We start from the raw sequence: 16,199 nt of genomic DNA on the forward strand, positions 1-16,199 counted from the left end.
CCCATCGCTGGCAAGCCAGCTCCCACCTCGACCGCATCGGCCTCGAGCCATGCGCTGTCCCTGGGGGAGCTGGCTTGCCGGCGATGAGGCCAGTACAGGCAACACAAGACAGTTGATAACGCATGACTTGAGGTCGATGCGGTCGAGGTGGGAGCCTGGCTTGCCGGCGAAAGGGCTGCAGAGCAGCCCCCAGGGTCATCAGCCGTTACGCACTGCCGTGCGCGGATGGCGCTTGCTGCGCACACCCTGATAGGTCACCGCCAGCAGCACGAACCAGATCGGCGTCACCAGCAACGCCGCGCGGGTATCGTCTTCCAGGCTCAGCAACACCAGGATGAAGGCAAAGAACACCAGGCACACGTAGCACATGAAGCGCCCGCCCGGCATCTTGTACTTCGAGGCCTGGTGCAGTGCCGCGCGGTGCTTGCGGTACTTCAGGTACGACAGCAGGATCAGTGTCCAGACGAACATGAACAGCACCGCCGAAACGGTGGTGACCAGAGTGAATGCCTCGACCACGTTCGGCACCAGGTAGATCAGCACTGCGCCCAGCAGCAGGCAGGTGCAGGAGAAGTACAGGCCGTTGGCTGGCACCGAGCGGCTCGACAGTTTCTCGAAGGCCTTGGGTGCGTCACCCTCCTGGCTAAGGCCGTAGAGCATGCGGCTGGTGGAGAACACGCCGCTGTTGGCCGACGAGGCCGCCGAGGTCAGCACCACGAAGTTGATGATGCCCGCCGCCGCCGGCAGGCCGGCCAGCACGAACAGCTCCACGAACGGGCTCTTGCCCGGCACCACGTCGCGCCATGGGGTCACGGCCATGATCGCGATCAGCGCCAGCACGTAGAACACGATGATCCGTACCGGGATCGAGTTGATCGCCCGTGGCAGGGTGCGTTCCGGGTTCTTCGCTTCGGCGGCGGTGGTGCCTACCAGCTCGATGCCGACGAAGGCGAACACGGCGATCTGGAAGCCGGCGAAGAAGCCCATCAGGCCGTTGGGGAACATGCCGCCGTCATTCCACAGGTTGGCCAGCTGCGCGGTGCGCCCGCTGGGCGAGGTGAAGCCGGTGATGACCATGTACAGGCCGGTGACGACCAGGCCGATGATGGCGACGATCTTGATCAGGGCGAACCAGAATTCCATTTCACCGAACATCTTCACCGTTACCAGGTTCAGCGACAGCAGCAGCCCTACGCAGGTCAGCGCCGGTATCCACTGCGGCAGTTCGGGGAACCAGAACTGCGTATAGGCCGCGATCGCGACCACGTCGGCGATGCCGGTGACTACCCAGCAGAACCAGTAGGTCCAGCCGGTGAAGTAGCCCGCCCAGGGGCCGAGCAGGTCGGCGGAGAAATCGATGAACGACTTGTAGTTGAGGTTCGACAGCAGCAGTTCGCCCATGGCGCGCATGACGAAGAACAGCATGAAGCCGATGATCATGTAGACGAAGATGATCGACGGCCCGGCCAGGCTGATGGTCTTGCCCGAGCCCATGAACAGGCCGGTACCGATCGCGCCACCGATGGCGATCAGCTGGATGTGGCGGTTGGTCAGGTTGCGCTGCAGATGCTGTTCATCTGGCGCTGTGGGTGAGGTTTGCGTCATAGGCTGCATTCCGTTGGACAGTCGGTCGTCTTGTCAGAGGTAGCCGGCTAGGCTAACACGCGCGTTCCAGTTCGGGGCGCGACAGATCGACTCGACTTTTGGGTAGCAGTGTTGTGCCTGTGCCGGCCTCTTCGCGGGTGAACCCGCTCCCACAGGGACCGCGCTGCCCTAAGGCTTGGCGCAGAAACTGTGGGAGCGGGTTTACCCGCGAAAGGGCCGGCACAGACGAAGCAAGGCTCAAGCGCTGGCCAGCACCCGACCGCGCCTCACCACCAGGCTATCCACCAGCCACATCACCACCATCGACACCCCCACCAGCGGGAACATCAACCCCAGCACCAGCATCACCCCCACCGCCGTCTTCCAGCGCGGCAAGTCATGGCGCAGCGGCGGCACACCCAGCCCGCCGGCCGGCCTGCGCTTCCACCACATCACCAGCCCGCTCACCGAGCCCAGCAAGATCATCAGGCACACCAGCAGGATGATGATCTGGTTGAACGCCCCGAACATCTTGCCTTCATGCAGCATCACACCCAGCTCGGTGGCACGGGCGACCGGGCTGTAGTCCTGCCAGCGCACATCGGCCAGCACCTTGCCGGTGTACTGGTCGACATGCAGGGTGGCGTCGTTGCGCGGGTCGTCGGCGAATACGGCGATGGTGAACACGCCATCGGCCGTGGTCGGCGCGGTGATGCTGTAACCCGGTTCGACCTGGCGCGCGGTAGCGATGTCTTCGACCTGCTGCAGGCTTATCTGTGGCGCTGCCGGCGCGCTCGACATCATGTGATGCCCGGCATGTTCGGCGTGTGCACCGGACTGCGGCATCGGCGTGTTTTCCATCGCCCAGGGCACGGTCTGGCGGTGCGCGCTGTTGAGTTCACCCGCCTGCTGGTCCGACTTGGGCACGTCATTCCACATGGCCGCCGGAAAGCGGTTCCACAAGTCGGCGTACTGCTTGCCCCACAGGCCGGTCCAGGTCATGCCGCTGACCAGCATCAGCAGCAACAAGGCCGAGCCCCAGAAACCGGTCACCGCATGCAGGTCGCGCCAGAACAGTCGGCCGCGCGCCGACAGCCGTGGCCACAGCACGCCAGCGCCATTTCGCCCGCGTGGCCACCACAAGTACAGGCCCGACACCACCAGCACGATGCCCCAGCCCGCGGCCAGTTCTACCAGGCGGTCACCGACCGTGCCGACCATCAGTTCGCCATGCAGGGCGCGGGCGATGGCCTGCAGGTTCTGCTTGCCATCCTGTTCGCCGAGGACTTTGCCGCTGTAGGGGTCGACGAACACGTTCAGTTCGCGCCCGGCGTCATGCACCACGAATTGTGCGCTGCGTTCGGCGTCCAGCGGCGGCAGGTACTGGCCAACGTGGCCCTTGGGGTAGGCCTTGCGCACCTCGGCCAGCATCGTGTCCGCGCCCTGTCGGTGGTGGCCGGCTTCGACCACCATCAGCTCGCGGTACAGCAGCGGATCGAGCTGCGGCTTGAACAGGTAGATGATCCCGGTGATTGCCAGCAGGATCATGAACGGGGCCACGAACAGCCCCGCATAGAAGTGCCAACGCCAGGCCAGGTTGTAGAAGTTGATGCGTGTTCCTCTCATGGGAACCTCCTGTTTGACCAGCAGATGGGCGCGACCTGCGCCGCGCCCGTTGTTGTTGTCAGAAGCTGAAGTCGACCTTGGTCCAGAAGGTCCTGCCTGGCTCGTTGACCGGCTGTGGATCGGTAGCCGGGTAGCCGAACCCGGCGTTCCCGGCCAGGTTCAAGTGCTCGGCGTAGGTCTTGTCGAACAGGTTGTCGACCCCTGCGCTGAGCTTGAGGTGGTTGCTTACCTTGTAGGCGCCATTGAGCGAGAACACGCCGAATCCGGCGCTCTTGTCGTAGTCCTTGCCGACCACGTTGCCCTGGTTCTCGGCAATGCGGTTCTGCGCCGCCACCAGCCGCCACAGTGCGCCGACGCTCCAGACATCGCGGCTGTAGGTCAGGCCCAGGCGGCTTTCCAGGGGCGGCATTTGCGGTAGTGCTGTGCCGTCACTGCTGTTCTTGCCCCAGGCGTAGGCCAGCGTTGCGTCGGCCTTCCAGTTTTCCGTCAGCTGGTAGGCCGCGCCCAGTTCGCCGCCCATGATGCGGGCGTCGATATTGCGGGCCCGGGAGCTCATCCCCTGGTAGTCGAACAGGATGTAGTCGCGGATCTGCCCCACGTAGCCGGAAGCCCAGGCTTCCATGCGCTCGTCGCGGTACTGGACACCGAAGTCGAGCTGGGTGGTTTTCTCCGGCTTGATGCTGTCGAAGGCATTGACCGAGCCGGTGGGGCCGCCCGCCGAGAACAGCTCCCAGTAGTCGGGGAAGCGTTGCGCATGGCCGAGGCCGATGTAGGTGGTGGCTGGCAGCGCCGCCAGGTCGTGCTCGTAGCGTACGAAGCCGCTGGGCAGGGTGTCGGCGCGGGTGTTGCCGTTGGTGGCGCTGGTCGCGCGGAAGTCGCGGGCCGAGGCGCGGTCCAGGCGGGCACCGCTGATCAACCGGTCCTCGCCGCTGACGTACCAGGTCAGCTCGCCGAAGGCACCGTAGTTGTGAAAGTCGGCGTCCTTGGTCCAGGCCTTGCCCTTGTGCGCGTCCACACCCATGCCACCGCGCTTGCGATGTTCGTTGGTCTGCGCGTCGATGCCGCCGATCAGTTGCACGTCGGCCCAGCGCCAGGTGGCCTTGATGCGTGCGCCCATGGTGCGGCGGTCGACGTTGCTGACCATCGGCATGCCCATCATGCCGCTGCCCGAAGGCGTGCGCAGGCTGTAGTTGTCCATCACGTGGTCGGCGTAGTTGTAGTAGACCTGCGCCTCGACCTTGTCGAGCACCTCGCCGAGGTTGGACTTTTCGAAACGCAGGCCCAGGCTTTCGCGCTTGAACTGCGAGCCGTCCATGCCTCGGCCGGCATAGCGGGCCTCGCCATCGCCCTTGCCGGCGGTGAGTTCCAGCAGGGTGTCCTGATCGGGGGTCCAGCCGAGGGCGACATCGCCGTTCCACTTGTCCCAGCGTGACGGCACGGTGTTGTCACCGCCGTCGTGGTAGTCGTCCGAGCGCGACTGGTTGCCGACGAAGCGGGCGTAGGCCTGGTCGTTGCCGGCGGCAGTGTCCAGCACCTTGTCGAAGCGGCCGTTGGAGCCGGCCAGCAGGCTGGCATTGACCCGGCTGCCGAGGGTGCCGAACTTTTCCGGCCCGCGCTCGAAGAGGATGGTGCCCGCCGAGCCGCCCGGGCCCCAGATCACGCTTTGCGGGCCTTTGATGACGGTCAGGCGGTCGTAGGTTTCCGGCGAAATGTACGATGTGGGGGCGTCCATGCGGTTGGGGCACGCGCCCAGCATCAGGCCGCCATTGGTGAGGATGTTCAGGCGCGAGCCGAACATGCCGCGCAGTACCGGGTCGCCGTTGGTGCCGCCGGCGCGGATGGCCGAGAAGCCGGGGATGGTCTTCAGGTAGTCGGCGCCATCGCTGGCCGGCACCGGCTGGCGCGGGTCTTTCGGGTTGGTGACCACGGTCAGCGGCGAGCTCGGGGCCACGGCGGTGATCACCGTCGGGCTCAGCTCGGGGGCGTCGTGTGCATGGCCTTCATGGCCTGGGTCGGCGGCCAGGGCCACGGGCGCGAGCAGCGAGCCGCACACGGCGGCGATGGTCCCACGCAGGGACAAGGCAAAAACAGGGGTGCAGCCGGACATAATGATTCCAGTCGATCAGTCATGAGTCAGCGCGAAGCCTCCTGGCTCCGTGCGCAAAAAATGTGGGTTCAGACGTTGATCGAGGAAGGTGGGGCGCGGCTGCGCGCGCCGGGGAATACAGCCTGCCGGGCATGGCCCTGGCGCGTGGGTGCGAACAGGTGGGTGGTGGGTACGACGCTGCCGGCACTGAGCGGGCTTAGGGCCTGGGGCAGGGCCGGGCAGTTGAACAACAGGCTGCAGTAACCGCACTTCTCCCACATCACATGCAGCTGGCCATCGCCAGCCTGGCCGTGATGGGTGTCGCCGCCATGCTGATGGGCGGTGGCCATCGGCATGTCCATCGGCATGCTCATGCCGGCGTGGTGGTCCATCGGCATCGACTGGGAAATCAGCGGGCCGATGAAGATCATCCACATGGCGAACAGGCTCAGCCATCCGCCACCGGCGCGCCTGCGGTCAGGGCGGGTGGTACGGCTGATGCTGTTGCGCGGCAGGCTCATGGCGAGTGCCTTTCAGCGGGTGATCAGTGCGCGTGTTCGTGGGCTTGCGGCTGGTCCGTCGGCGCCTGCTTCTGCACGGCCACATCGACGGTGATATCGCCGGCCTTCTCGAAGTGCAGGGTCAACGGGAAGCGCTTGCCGTCGCTGAGCAGGCTGCGGTCCTTGGGCTGCATCAGCATCACATGGTAGGCGCTGGGCGCGAAGGTCAGGTCCTTGCCAGCGGGCACCACCACGCTGGGCACCTGCTGCATCTTCATGGCACCGCTGGCGCTCATGGCATGCTCGTGCAGTTGTGCGTCATCGCTGATGGGGCTGTCGACACCGAGCAGGCGGTCGTCGGCCTGGCCATTGTTGTGCACCACGAAATACGCCGCGACGTTGGGGGCGTTGGGGGGCAACTGCAGTGACCAGGGGTGGGCGATGTGCAGGTCACCCACGCTGTATTCGTGGGCATTGGCAAAGGCGCCGGGCAGCAGCAGGGCGGCCATGACGAGGGCGTGCTTGAGCATGGTGAATCTCCGTTTCTGTTCAGGTTCAGGCAGACAGCGTGAAGAACTCAGGCCAGCGGAGAGGCACGGGGGTTGAGCGCCGGCCAGAGTTGGCGCGGCGTGGCGTGGTAGTCGGCGGGTGGCGGCAGCAGGCCGGCGAGCAGTATCGGCGGGTTGTGCAGCTGCGGCGGGTAGCCGGGCAGGGCCAGCAGTGGCGCGGCACCGGAGCAGCACCAGCAATTCATCATGCTGGCGCTGTCGTCGCTTTGCGGGGCGAGGTCGATCTTGGCCAGGGCCTGGACGTCGACCTTGGCCTTGTTGGCCATGCTGGAACAGAAGGCCCCCCACAGCAGCTGCTCGGCCGGGCCCTTGGGCGCGGCGGAAGACAGCGGCATGGCCAGCAGGTTGAACAGCACTGCAAGGCAGGCTATCCAGGCGATGTGCCGACGTGGGGGCATGGAGAGATCCGGTCAGGAATCGTGGTGGGTATTGTAAGGCGGAGTATAGGTAAAAATGGCGGGGTGCGGTGAAGTGACGCAGGCCGGGCCCTTCGAGGGGCTGCTTTGCAGCCCAATCGCCGGCAAGCCAGCTCCCACAGGTTTACCACAGGCCTTTAAATTTGTGCGGTCCCTGTGGGAGCTGGCTTGCCGGCGATGAAGGCAAAGGTACCCTCAAGCCTTGCCACGCCCCATCAGCCCACGCACGGTCTCCTGCAGGTCCGCCGGCAGCACCACCACTTTGGCATTGCTGCTGCCCGCCAGGTTCTCCATCGCCCCCACATAGCGCTCGCCCAGCAGGTACATCGCCGGCACGGTCTCGTTGCCGACCGCGTCCTTGACCAGCGTAATCGCCCGCGCCGAGGCCTCGGCCAGGCTGATCTGCGCTTCGGCATCCAGCCTGGCAGCCTGCAAGCGTGCTTCTGCTTCCAGGATCGCCGCCTGCTTGGCCCCTTCGGCACGGGTCACATCGGCCTTGCGCTCACGCTCTGCTGCCGCCTGGCGCTCCATGGCCAGTTGCATGTTCTCCGAGGGCTTGATGTCCTGGATTTCCACCGAGCGTACGGTCACGCCCCAGTCTTCGGTCTGCTCGGACATCGCCTCGCGCAGGCGTGCCTTGATCTGCTCGCGGCTGGACAGCGCTTCGTCCAGGTCCATGGCGCCGACGATGGCGCGCAGCGAGGTCATGGTCAGGCTGGTGACGGCGAACGAGAAATCCTGCACGCCATAGGAGGCCTTCTGCGGGTCGACCACCTTGGCGAAGCACAGGGCGTTGGCGACGATCACCGCGTTGTCCCGGGTGATGATTTCCTGCTGCTGCACATCGAGGATGATGTCCTTGGTCGGCAGGCGGTAGGCGACCACGTCCATGTACGGGATGACGATGTTCAGGCCGGGCTTTAGGGTGCTTTGGTAGCGGCCCAGGCGCTCGACGACCCATTCCTCGCCCTGGGGCACGATGCGCACCCCCTTGAACACGGTGATCAGGACGAACAGGGCGATGGCGACGACGACGATGAGGCTGGTCATGATGCGAAATTCCTTTTAGTGCGGATTCAGGCCCGGATGACCCGGGCGGTGTTCCCTTCGATGGCGGTCAGGCGTACCCGCTCGCCGGCCGCGATCTCGCTGTTGGCGACGCAGGTCCATTCCTCGTTGCCTAGGATAGGCTTCTGGAAGCGCACTCGGCCTTTCTGGAACTCCGATACACCAGCAGTCAGCAGCCCCACTTCACCGATCACGCTTTCGGCGGTCCAGCGCACGTCTGGTTGCTTGCGCCGGAACAGCTTGAACCACAGTGCCGTGGTGACTGACGACATCAGCACCCACAGCAGCACCTGCATGTCCAGTTGCAGGCTGGGGACGGCCAGCGAAATGAGCGACACCAGCACGGCGCCGATGCCGAACCAGAGGATGAAGAACGTCGGCAGGACCAGTTCGAGCAGGATCAGCGCGATGCCGAAGACCAGCCAGATCCACCATTGCATTTCCATATGGGTAGCGCCTTCCGGGAGGGAGTGCCGAGTTTAAGGTAGCAGTGCGGCACATGGCCACTTCATGGTTTGAGAGAAAAGTCTGAACTTACTGTAGGCCACCCCTGTGGGAGCGGGCGTGCCCGCGAAAATTACGACTCGGTGCATGGCACCGGCTTCGCCGGTGTTCGCGGGCGCGCCCGCTCCCACAGTTATTGCAGGTCGAGTGCCGCAGCCAGGTCGGCTGGCGAGTCGAATGCCTGGTCCACATCCGGCAACGCCGGTCGCTTCAGGATCAGCACAGGTATCCCCAGCTCCCGCGCCACTTCCAGCTTCGGTTCGGTCGCCACGCTGCCGCTGTTCTTGCTGATCAGTACATCGATCTTGCGGCGCTGGAACAACGCCCGCTCATCGTCGATATGGAACGGCCCGCGCGCGCCAATCACTTCGCAGCGATCATTGCCAGGGCACGCCTCCAGCGCACGCAAGGTCCAGAACTGCTCCGGCGGTATCTCGTCCAGATGTTGCAGCGGCTCACGCCCCAGCGTGAACAATGGCCTGCGAAACGGCTTGAGTGCCTCGATCAACCGCGCCCAGTCCTCGACCTCGCGCCAGTCGTCCCCCGTTTGCGCCTGCCAGGCCGGGCGGCGCAAAGCCCAGCACGGGATACCGGCCATGCCTGCGGCGTTGGCCGCATTGCGGCTGATCTGTGCGGCATAGGGATGGGTAGCATCGATCAGCAACGTGATGCCTGCCTCGTGCAGGTAGCGGGCCAACCCTTCGGCACCGCCAAAGCCGCCGACCCGAACCTGGCATTGCAGGTCCTGCGGCACCCGGCCGATGCCCGCCAGGCTGTAGACGTGCTGCGGGCCCAGGCGGCGAGCGATGGCCAGGGCTTCAGTGACGCCGCCCAGCAGCAAGATGCGCCCGTTCATTGCACACCCGCCCGGCCGACGATGCCACCCTGGCGGTCGATGGCGAACACCTCCACCTGCACCTGCGCTGGCACCACGCTGCGGGCGAAGGCCAGGGCGTGGCCGCACACCGCGTCACCCAAGGGGATGCCGGCTGCATGGGCCAGTGCCAGGGCCTGCTGGCTGGTGTTGGCAGTAATGATCGATGCCTGCAGCGCCTCGTCGGCGCCGATGTCCGCTGCCCAGCCGGCCAGTTGCGGCAGGTCGATGCTGGAGTGGCGGCTATGCAGGTCCATGTGCCCGGCAGCCAGTTTGCTGATCTTGCCGAAACCGCCGCACAGGGTCAGGCGTGGCACCGGCACCTTGCGCAGGTGCTTGAGCACCGCACCGACGAAGTCGCCCATTTCGATCAGGGCTATTTCCGGCAGGCCATAGACGCGGCGCATGGTGTCCTCGCTGGCGTTGCCGGTGCATGCGGCGATATGCGTGTAGCCGTTGGTGTGGGCGACGTCGATGCCCTGGTGGATCGAGGCGATGTAGGCCGCGCAGGAAAACGGCCGCACGATGCCGCTGGTGCCGAGGATCGACAGCCCGCCGAGAATGCCCAGGCGCGGGTTCATGGTCTTCAGGGCCAGTTGCTCGCCGCCCTGCACATTGACCGTGACCTCGAAGCCGCCGGGGTAGCTGCATTCGTCCGCCAGGCGTTGCAGGTGTTCGCTGATCATGCGCCGTGGCACCGGGTTGATGGCCGGCTCACCCACCGCCAGCACCAGCCCCGGGCGGGTCACGGTGCCGACGCCGGTGCCGGCGACAAAACGGATGCCCGGTTCGGCCAGCAGGCGCACCTGGCTATAGAGCAGGGCGCCATGGGTCACGTCCGGGTCGTCGCCGGCGTCCTTGAGCGTGCCCGCTTCGGCACCTTGGCTGGTGAGGCGGCAGAACTCCAGGCGCATTTGCACCACCTTGCCCTTGGGCAGGGTGATGCTGACGGCGTCGTTGCTCTCGCCTCCCAGCAGCAAGCGCGCTGCCGCCAGGCTGGTGGCAGTGGCGCAGCTGCCGGTGGTCAGGCCGCTGCGCAGGGGGGCGGGCTGTTCGCGGGTTTCTTCACGCATCGGCGGGTTTCACCACGTCCAGCAAGGTGATCGGCAGTGCCTGGCGCCAAGTGTCGAACGCGCCCAATGGCTGGGCATGGGCGACATGGATGCGGGTCAGCTCGCCGCCATGGCGTTCACGGAAATGCGCCAGGGCCAGTTCGCTTTGCAGGGTCACCGCATTGGCTACCAGCCGGCCGCCGGGGCGCAGGTTTGCCCAGCACAGGTCGAGCACACCTTCGCGGGTGACGCCGCCACCGATGAAGATCGCATCCGGTTGCTCCAGGCCCTCCAGCGCTGCCGGTGCCTTGCCGCAGACCAGTTGCAGGCCGGGGACACCCAACGCATCGCGGTTGTGTTCGATGAAGCCCTGGCGGCCTTCGTCGGCCTCGATGGCCAAGGCGCGGCAGGCCGGGTGGGCGCGCATCCATTCGATGCCGATCGAGCCGCAGCCGGCACCCACGTCCCACAGCAACTCGCCGGGCTGTGGTGCCAGGCGGGCCAGGGTGATGGCGCGGACATCGCGTTTGGTCAGCTGGCCGTCATGCCGGAAGGCGCTGTCCGGCAACCCGGCCAGCCGGTGCAGGCGCGGCGCCTCGGGCGTGGCCAGGCACTCGATGGCTACCAGGTTCAGCGCGGCGACGTCGCTGTGCGGCCAGTCCTGGGCGGTGCCGGCCAACTCGCGTTCGTCCACGCCACCCAAGTGTTCGAAGACCCGCAGGCGGCTTGGCCCGAAGCCCCGCTCGCGCAGCTGCGTGGCAATTGCTGCCGGGCTGTCGCCGTCGTTGCTCAGCACCAGCAGGCGCACGCCGCTGTGCAGGTGGGCATTGAGCGCTGCCAGGGGCCGAGCGACCAGCGATACCACTTGCACGTCCTGCAGCGGCCAGCCCAGGCGGGCGGCGGCCAGGGCGCAGGAGGAGGGCATCGACAGCACGCGTATTTCAGCGGCGGGCAGTTGGCGCGCCAGGCTGGCGCCGACGCCGTAGAACATCGGGTCGCCGCTGGCCAGCACGCATACCGGCTGGCCGCGCAGGGCCAGTACCGAGGCCAGCGAGAACGGGCTTGGCCAGACCAGCCGTTCGCCGGCCACGCAGCGTGGCAGCAAGGCCAGCTGGCGCGGGCTGCCGAAGATCCGCGCAGCGCCCAGCAGCGCGCGCCGGGCCTGCTTGCCCAGGCCGCTGAAGCCGTCTTCGCCGATACCTACTACTGTCAGCCAGGGTGCCATGTATTTCATTCCGCCATTTTTTGGGGCCGCTGCGCGCCCCTTCGCGGGCTCGCCCGCTCCTACAGGTACAGCGCAGCCGTTGAGGGCAGCGGTGATCCTGTGGGAGCGGGCGGGCCCGCGAAGAAGGCGACGCGGTCCTGAATTTCTACTCGATCGTCGATGATGCTCGACCACCGGCTTTTCATGCCGCCGGACAAAGCAGGCATAATACCGCGCCTTCTACACTCAAGCGCATTTTCACAGATTGCCGGACGCCCCTTTGACCCAGGCCCATGCCTCCCATGTATCGCCCCGTCCCTCGGCCTGCCCGGGGTTGTGGCGCATCGTCAGTGCCCGTGATGGCGGCATCTGCCGCATCAAGCTGCCGGGCGGCCTGCTGCTGGCCGACCAGGCCGACGCAGTGGCGGCGGCTGCCGAGCGTTTCGCCGGTGGCGTGATCGAGGCCACCAACCGCGGCAACCTGCAGATTCGCGGCATCGGCAGCGAGCATCGCGGCCTGGTCGAGACACTGCTCGCTGCCGGCCTGGGCCCACGTGATGCCGCCGGTGACGATGTGCGCAACCTGATGCTCAGCCCGCTGGCCGGGCATGACCCGGCGATGCTGCTGGACGCTCGGCCGCTGGCCGGGCAGATCCTCGACCTGCTGGAAGGCACCCCGCGTTTTCACCAGTTGTCGGCAAAGTTCGCCGTGCAGCTGGATGCCGGCGAAAACCTGGCCATGCTCGAACACCCCCATGACCTGTGGCTGTCGGCCCTGCGCCTGGGGCAGCAGACCTGGCTGGCGTTTGGCCTGGCGGGTTGCCCGGCAGACGGCCAGGTGCTCGGCGCGGTGCCGGCGGAACAAGGCCTGGCACTGGTGCGTGCGGTGCTGGAGCGCTTCCTCGACCTGGCCACCCCGGCACAGTCGCGCATGCGCCAGTTGCTCGAGGTGTGTTCGGCAACCGATTTCATCGACGGGCTCGGCCTGGCCCTCCGCCGCGATGCCGCCGTGCTCGCATGGCGGCGTGCACCCCGCAACGTCTCGTGGCTGGGCGTTCTGCCCCAGGCGCAGGGCGTCGCCTTGGGCGTTGCCCCGCCGCAGGGGCGCCTGACCCCGGCCATGCTGCGTGGCGCTGCGCGCGTTGCCCGTGAACATGGCGATGGCAACCTGCGCCTGAGCCCCTGGCAAAGCCTGGTGCTGACCAACCTGCAAGCCCAACACATCGATCACGCCCAGGCCGGGTTGTCCGCACTGGGCCTGCTATGCCACGACCATGAGCCACTGGCCCGCATAAGCGCCTGTACCGGCGCCAGTGGCTGTGCCAAGGCCCTGGGCGAGACCAAGGCCGACGCCGTCACCCTGGCCGCACTGCTCGGCCCTGGCGTGCCCGGCAGCGTGCACTTGTCCGGTTGCCCCCGATCCTGCGCCGTGGCCCATGTTGCCCCGGCCACCCTGCTGGCCCGCGCGCCGGGCCGTTACGACCTGTACCTGCGTGATGCGCGCCTGCCGGGCTTCGGCGCCCTGCGCGCCACCGACCTTACCTTGAATGAAGCAGGCGCCATGCTCGACCTGCCGACGGAGCACCTTGATGATTGACTACATCCGCGATGGTCAGGAGATCTATCGCAATTCCTTCCGGATCATCCGCGAGGAAGCCCGACTCGAGCGGATCCCCGCAGACCTCGAAAAGCTCGCCGTGCGCGTGATCCACGCCTGTGGCATGGTCGACGCCATCGATGGTCTGCAGTTCTCCGAAGGCGCCGGCCGGGCAGGGCGCGAGGCGTTGCTGAACGGCGCGCCGATCCTGTGCGATGCGCACATGGTCGCCGAAGGCATTACCCGCGCCCGCCTGCCCGCCGACAACAAGGTCATCTGTACCCTGCGCGACCCGAGCGTACCGGGCCTGGCGAAAGACGCCGGCAACACCCGTTCCGCCGTGGCCCTGGAACTGTGGCGACCGCACCTGGAAGGCAGTGTGGTGGTGATCGGCAACGCGCCCACCGCACTGTTCTACCTGCTGGAAATGCTCGACGCCGGCGCCCCGAAACCAGCACTGATCCTCGGCTTCCCGGTCGGCTTCGTCGGTGCCGCCGAGTCCAAGGCGATGCTCGCCGCCGACAGCCGTGGCGTGCCGTTCGTGATCATGCAGGGCCGCCTGGGCGGCAGCGCGATGGCCGCCGCCGCGGTCAACGCCCTCGCCACGGAGGTGGAATGATGGCGCCGCGTGGACGTCTGCTGGGCCTGGGCGTGGGCCCTGGCGACCCTGAACTGATTACCCTCAAGGCCCTGCGCCTGCTGCGTGAAGCGCCCGTGGTCGGCTACTTCGTGGCCAAGGGCAAGCGCGGCAACGCCTTCGGCATCATCGAGGCGCACCTGCAGCCCGAGCAGACCTTGCTGCCGCTGGTCTACCCGGTAACCACCGAAGCGCTGCCAGCGCCGCTGTCCTATGAACAGGTGATCAGCGACTTCTACGACGAGGCCAGCGTGCAGGTGGCCGAGCACCTGGATGCCGGCCGCGACGTGGCGGTGATCTGTGAAGGCGACCCGTTCTTCTACGGTTCCTACATGTACCTGCACGACCGCCTGGCGCAGCGCTACGAGGCCGAAGTGATCCCCGGCGTCTGCTCGATGCTCGGTGGCGCATCGGTACTGGGTGCGCCGCTGGTGTACCGCAACCAGAGCCTGTCGGTGCTGTCTGGCGTGTTGCCGGCCGAAGAGCTCAAGCGTCGCCTGGCCGACGCCGACGCGGCGGTGATCATGAAGCTTGGCCGCAACTTCCCCAAGGTGCGCGAAGTGCTGGCCGAACTGGGCCTGGACGGACGCGCGCTGTATGTGGAGCGGGCGACCATGGCCAACCAGAAGATCGTGCCGCTGGACCAGGTCGACCCACAGTCGTCGCCGTACTTCTCGCTGATCATCGTGCCGGGTGAAAAATGGCAGGGCTGAACATGCACCAGGCACCGGCGATCGTCATCCTTGGCCAGGGCAGCCTGGCCACGGCGCAGCGTATCCAGCAGTGTTATCCACAAGCATCGATCCATGGCCTGGAAGGCCGGGTCGAGGGTGCCGACCGTTGCTACACCGCGTTCGGCGATACCCTGCGTGGGCTGTACCAGCAGAACACGCCGATCATCGCCCTGTGCGCCGCGGGTATCGTCATCCGCAGCCTGGCCAGCCTGCTCAGCGAGAAAGGTGTCGAGCCACCAGTACTGGCCGTGGCCGAAGACGGCAGTGCCGTAGTGCCGTTGCTCGGGGGCCTTGGCGGTGTGAACGTGATGGCGCTCGAAATCGCTGAAGCACTGGGTGTTGCTGCGGCGATTACCACCAGTGGCGAGCTGCGTTTCGGCACCTGTCTGCTGAACCCGCCACAGGGCTATGCGCTGGCGGATATCGAGCAAGGCAAGCGCTTTGTCTCCGACCTGCTGGCTGGCGAGGCGGTGCGCATCGAAGGTGACGCGCCGTGGCTGCAGCAGGCGCAGTTGCCTGCCAGCGAGGCGGCCCGGCGTACCATCCATGTGGGGCACCAGGCGCGCCCGGCCAGCCGCGACGAGCTGCTGATCCACCCGCGCTCGGTGGTAGTGGGTGTTGCTGGCGGTAGCCTGGCCAGTATCCGGGCGGCATTGCAGCAGGCCGGCATCGCCGAGCCTGCAGTGGCCTGCCTGCTGGCCGATGAGCAAGCCATGGCCGATAGCGCCCTGCACGAGGCCGCACTGGCACTGGGGGTTGCCTTGCGCTTTGCTGCCAGGGCGCATGATCTGGGCGGGATGGTTGCTGCAGCATTGCCTGCTGCGCAGCTGATCGAGGTGGCAGACGTGGTCATCGCGGTGGCGCCTGCCCCGGTCGAGGTGGCGCAGATCGGTCGTCGTCGGGGTCGCCTGGCGGTCATCGGCCTGGGGCCGGGTGCAGCCGAGCTGATGGTGCCGGCGGTCAAGGCCGAGCTGGCGCGGGCCGAGGATGTGCTCGGTTACGAAACCTACGTGCGCATGGCCGGCCCGTTCCGTGACGACCAGGTGCTGCACTGCACCGACAACCGTGAAGAGATGCAGCGTGCCCGGCATGCCTTCGAACTGGCAGCCCAGGGCCGTTCGGTTGTGGTGGTGTCGTCGGGCGACCCGGGTGTGTTCGCCATGGCAGCTGCGGTACTTGAAGCGCTGCACGAGTCCACTGAGCCGGCCTGGCACCGGGTGGATCTCGAGATCCTGCCGGGGGTGTCAGCCTCGCTCGCGACCGCCGCCCAGGCGGGCGCGCCGCTGGGGCATGACTTCTGCGTGATGTCGCTGTCGGACAACCTCAAGCCGTGGTCGATCATTGAAAAGCGCCTGGACCTGGCGGCCCAGGCCGACCTGGTGCTGGCGTTCTACAACCCGATTTCCAAGGCAAGGCCGCACCAGCTCGGGGTAGCGCTGGAGGTCGTGCGTCGGCACCGCGAGGGGAACACGCCTGTAGTCCTTGGCCGTGACATCGGTAGGCCGGGGCAGACGCTGAAGGTCGTCACATTGGCCGAGCTGCTGCCGGAAATGGTCGACATGCGCACCATGGTGCTGGTGGGTTCATCTACAACCTGCGTGTTTCCTCGCCTCTCGGGTGGGGTGTGGGCCTACACGCCGCGTTGGTACCCGTCGGCCGACTAGTTGCACCGGAAACCCTTCAGCGCGCTGCATCCTGGGCGCGCTGGCTAAGGTGGTCGCCCCTGACTCGGGGCGCAACCATCTAGG

Annotated in this window: 15 protein-coding genes; 4 read left to right on the plus strand and 11 right to left on the minus strand. The window is 66.6% G+C overall.

The window, feature by feature from the left end; genetic code table 11:
- Nucleotides 1-198: 198 nt before the first annotated feature.
- The 11 genes from cycA to cbiE form a co-directional block, all read right to left on the minus strand.
- Entirely contained in the window at nucleotides 199-1,605 is a 1,407-nt protein-coding gene (gene cycA / locus CAG22_RS02890; RefSeq protein ID WP_085704313.1) for a D-serine/D-alanine/glycine transporter, read from the minus strand.
- A gap of 237 nt (nucleotides 1,606-1,842) precedes the next feature.
- On the minus strand, nucleotides 1,843-3,210 hold the full coding sequence (locus CAG22_RS02895; protein ID WP_085704315.1) for a PepSY domain-containing protein: 1,368 nt from the start codon (nucleotides 3,208-3,210) through the stop codon (nucleotides 1,843-1,845).
- A 58-nt stretch (nucleotides 3,211-3,268) separates the two neighbouring features.
- Nucleotides 3,269-5,317 carry a TonB-dependent copper receptor gene (locus CAG22_RS02900; RefSeq protein WP_085704317.1) on the minus strand — a complete coding sequence of 683 codons (2,049 nt, stop codon included), beginning with the start codon at nucleotides 5,315-5,317 and terminating at the stop codon, nucleotides 3,269-3,271.
- Between the two features lie 68 nt (nucleotides 5,318-5,385).
- Nucleotides 5,386-5,817 (minus strand): DUF2946 domain-containing protein, encoded by a 432-nt coding sequence (locus tag CAG22_RS02905; RefSeq protein ID WP_025340795.1) that lies wholly within the window; start codon nucleotides 5,815-5,817, stop codon nucleotides 5,386-5,388.
- A gap of 23 nt (nucleotides 5,818-5,840) precedes the next feature.
- The gene (locus CAG22_RS02910) at nucleotides 5,841-6,326 is read right to left on the minus strand and encodes a copper chaperone PCu(A)C (RefSeq protein WP_003257539.1); all 486 of its coding nucleotides are present in this window, start codon (nucleotides 6,324-6,326) and stop codon (nucleotides 5,841-5,843) included.
- Nucleotides 6,327-6,373: 47 nt separating this feature from the next.
- Entirely contained in the window at nucleotides 6,374-6,763 is a 390-nt protein-coding gene (locus CAG22_RS02915; RefSeq protein WP_085704319.1) for a DUF2946 domain-containing protein, read from the minus strand.
- A 213-nt stretch (nucleotides 6,764-6,976) separates the two neighbouring features.
- Nucleotides 6,977-7,831, minus strand: coding sequence for an SPFH domain-containing protein (locus CAG22_RS02920; protein ID WP_075046500.1), 855 nt, complete (start codon nucleotides 7,829-7,831; stop codon nucleotides 6,977-6,979).
- 26 nt (nucleotides 7,832-7,857) lie between these two features.
- A complete protein-coding gene (locus CAG22_RS02925; RefSeq protein ID WP_085587962.1) occupies nucleotides 7,858-8,295 on the minus strand; it encodes an NfeD family protein in 438 nt (145 codons plus the stop codon).
- 191 nt (nucleotides 8,296-8,486) lie between these two features.
- Entirely contained in the window at nucleotides 8,487-9,209 is a 723-nt protein-coding gene (locus CAG22_RS02935; protein ID WP_085704321.1) for a cobalt-precorrin-6A reductase, read from the minus strand.
- Nucleotides 9,206-10,300 (minus strand): cobalt-precorrin-5B (C(1))-methyltransferase, encoded by a 1,095-nt coding sequence (locus CAG22_RS02940; RefSeq protein ID WP_085614784.1) that lies wholly within the window; start codon nucleotides 10,298-10,300, stop codon nucleotides 9,206-9,208. The genes CAG22_RS02935 and CAG22_RS02940 overlap by 4 nt, the downstream gene beginning before the upstream one ends.
- On the minus strand, nucleotides 10,293-11,504 hold the full coding sequence (gene cbiE, locus CAG22_RS02945) for a precorrin-6y C5,15-methyltransferase (decarboxylating) subunit CbiE (protein ID WP_085587971.1): 1,212 nt from the start codon (nucleotides 11,502-11,504) through the stop codon (nucleotides 10,293-10,295). The genes CAG22_RS02940 and cbiE overlap by 8 nt, the downstream gene beginning before the upstream one ends.
- 244 nt (nucleotides 11,505-11,748) lie before the next feature.
- On the opposite strand from cbiE, the gene cobG reads away from it, so the two are divergent.
- From cobG to cobJ, 4 genes are read left to right on the plus strand one after another with little or no spacing between them, the layout of a single operon-like run.
- Nucleotides 11,749-13,080: a precorrin-3B synthase gene (cobG, locus tag CAG22_RS02950; RefSeq protein ID WP_170929255.1), complete on the plus strand. Its 1,332-nt coding sequence runs from the start codon at nucleotides 11,749-11,751 to the stop codon at nucleotides 13,078-13,080.
- Nucleotides 13,073-13,699, plus strand: a complete 627-nt coding sequence (locus CAG22_RS02955; protein WP_003257545.1) for a precorrin-8X methylmutase — start codon at nucleotides 13,073-13,075, stop codon at nucleotides 13,697-13,699. Before cobG ends, CAG22_RS02955 begins: the two co-directional genes overlap by 8 nt.
- The gene (locus tag CAG22_RS02960; protein ID WP_016712210.1) at nucleotides 13,696-14,430 is read left to right on the plus strand and encodes a precorrin-2 C(20)-methyltransferase; all 735 of its coding nucleotides are present in this window, start codon (nucleotides 13,696-13,698) and stop codon (nucleotides 14,428-14,430) included. The genes CAG22_RS02955 and CAG22_RS02960 overlap by 4 nt, the downstream gene beginning before the upstream one ends.
- Nucleotides 14,418-16,115: a precorrin-3B C(17)-methyltransferase gene (gene cobJ, locus CAG22_RS02965; protein WP_085704325.1), complete on the plus strand. Its 1,698-nt coding sequence runs from the start codon at nucleotides 14,418-14,420 to the stop codon at nucleotides 16,113-16,115. Before CAG22_RS02960 ends, cobJ begins: the two co-directional genes overlap by 13 nt.
- Nucleotides 16,116-16,199: the final 84 nt, after the last annotated feature.

The sequence above is a fragment of the Pseudomonas sp. B8(2017) genome (assembly GCF_002113575.1).
Lineage (GTDB): Bacteria > Pseudomonadota > Gammaproteobacteria > Pseudomonadales > Pseudomonadaceae > Aquipseudomonas > Aquipseudomonas putida_Z.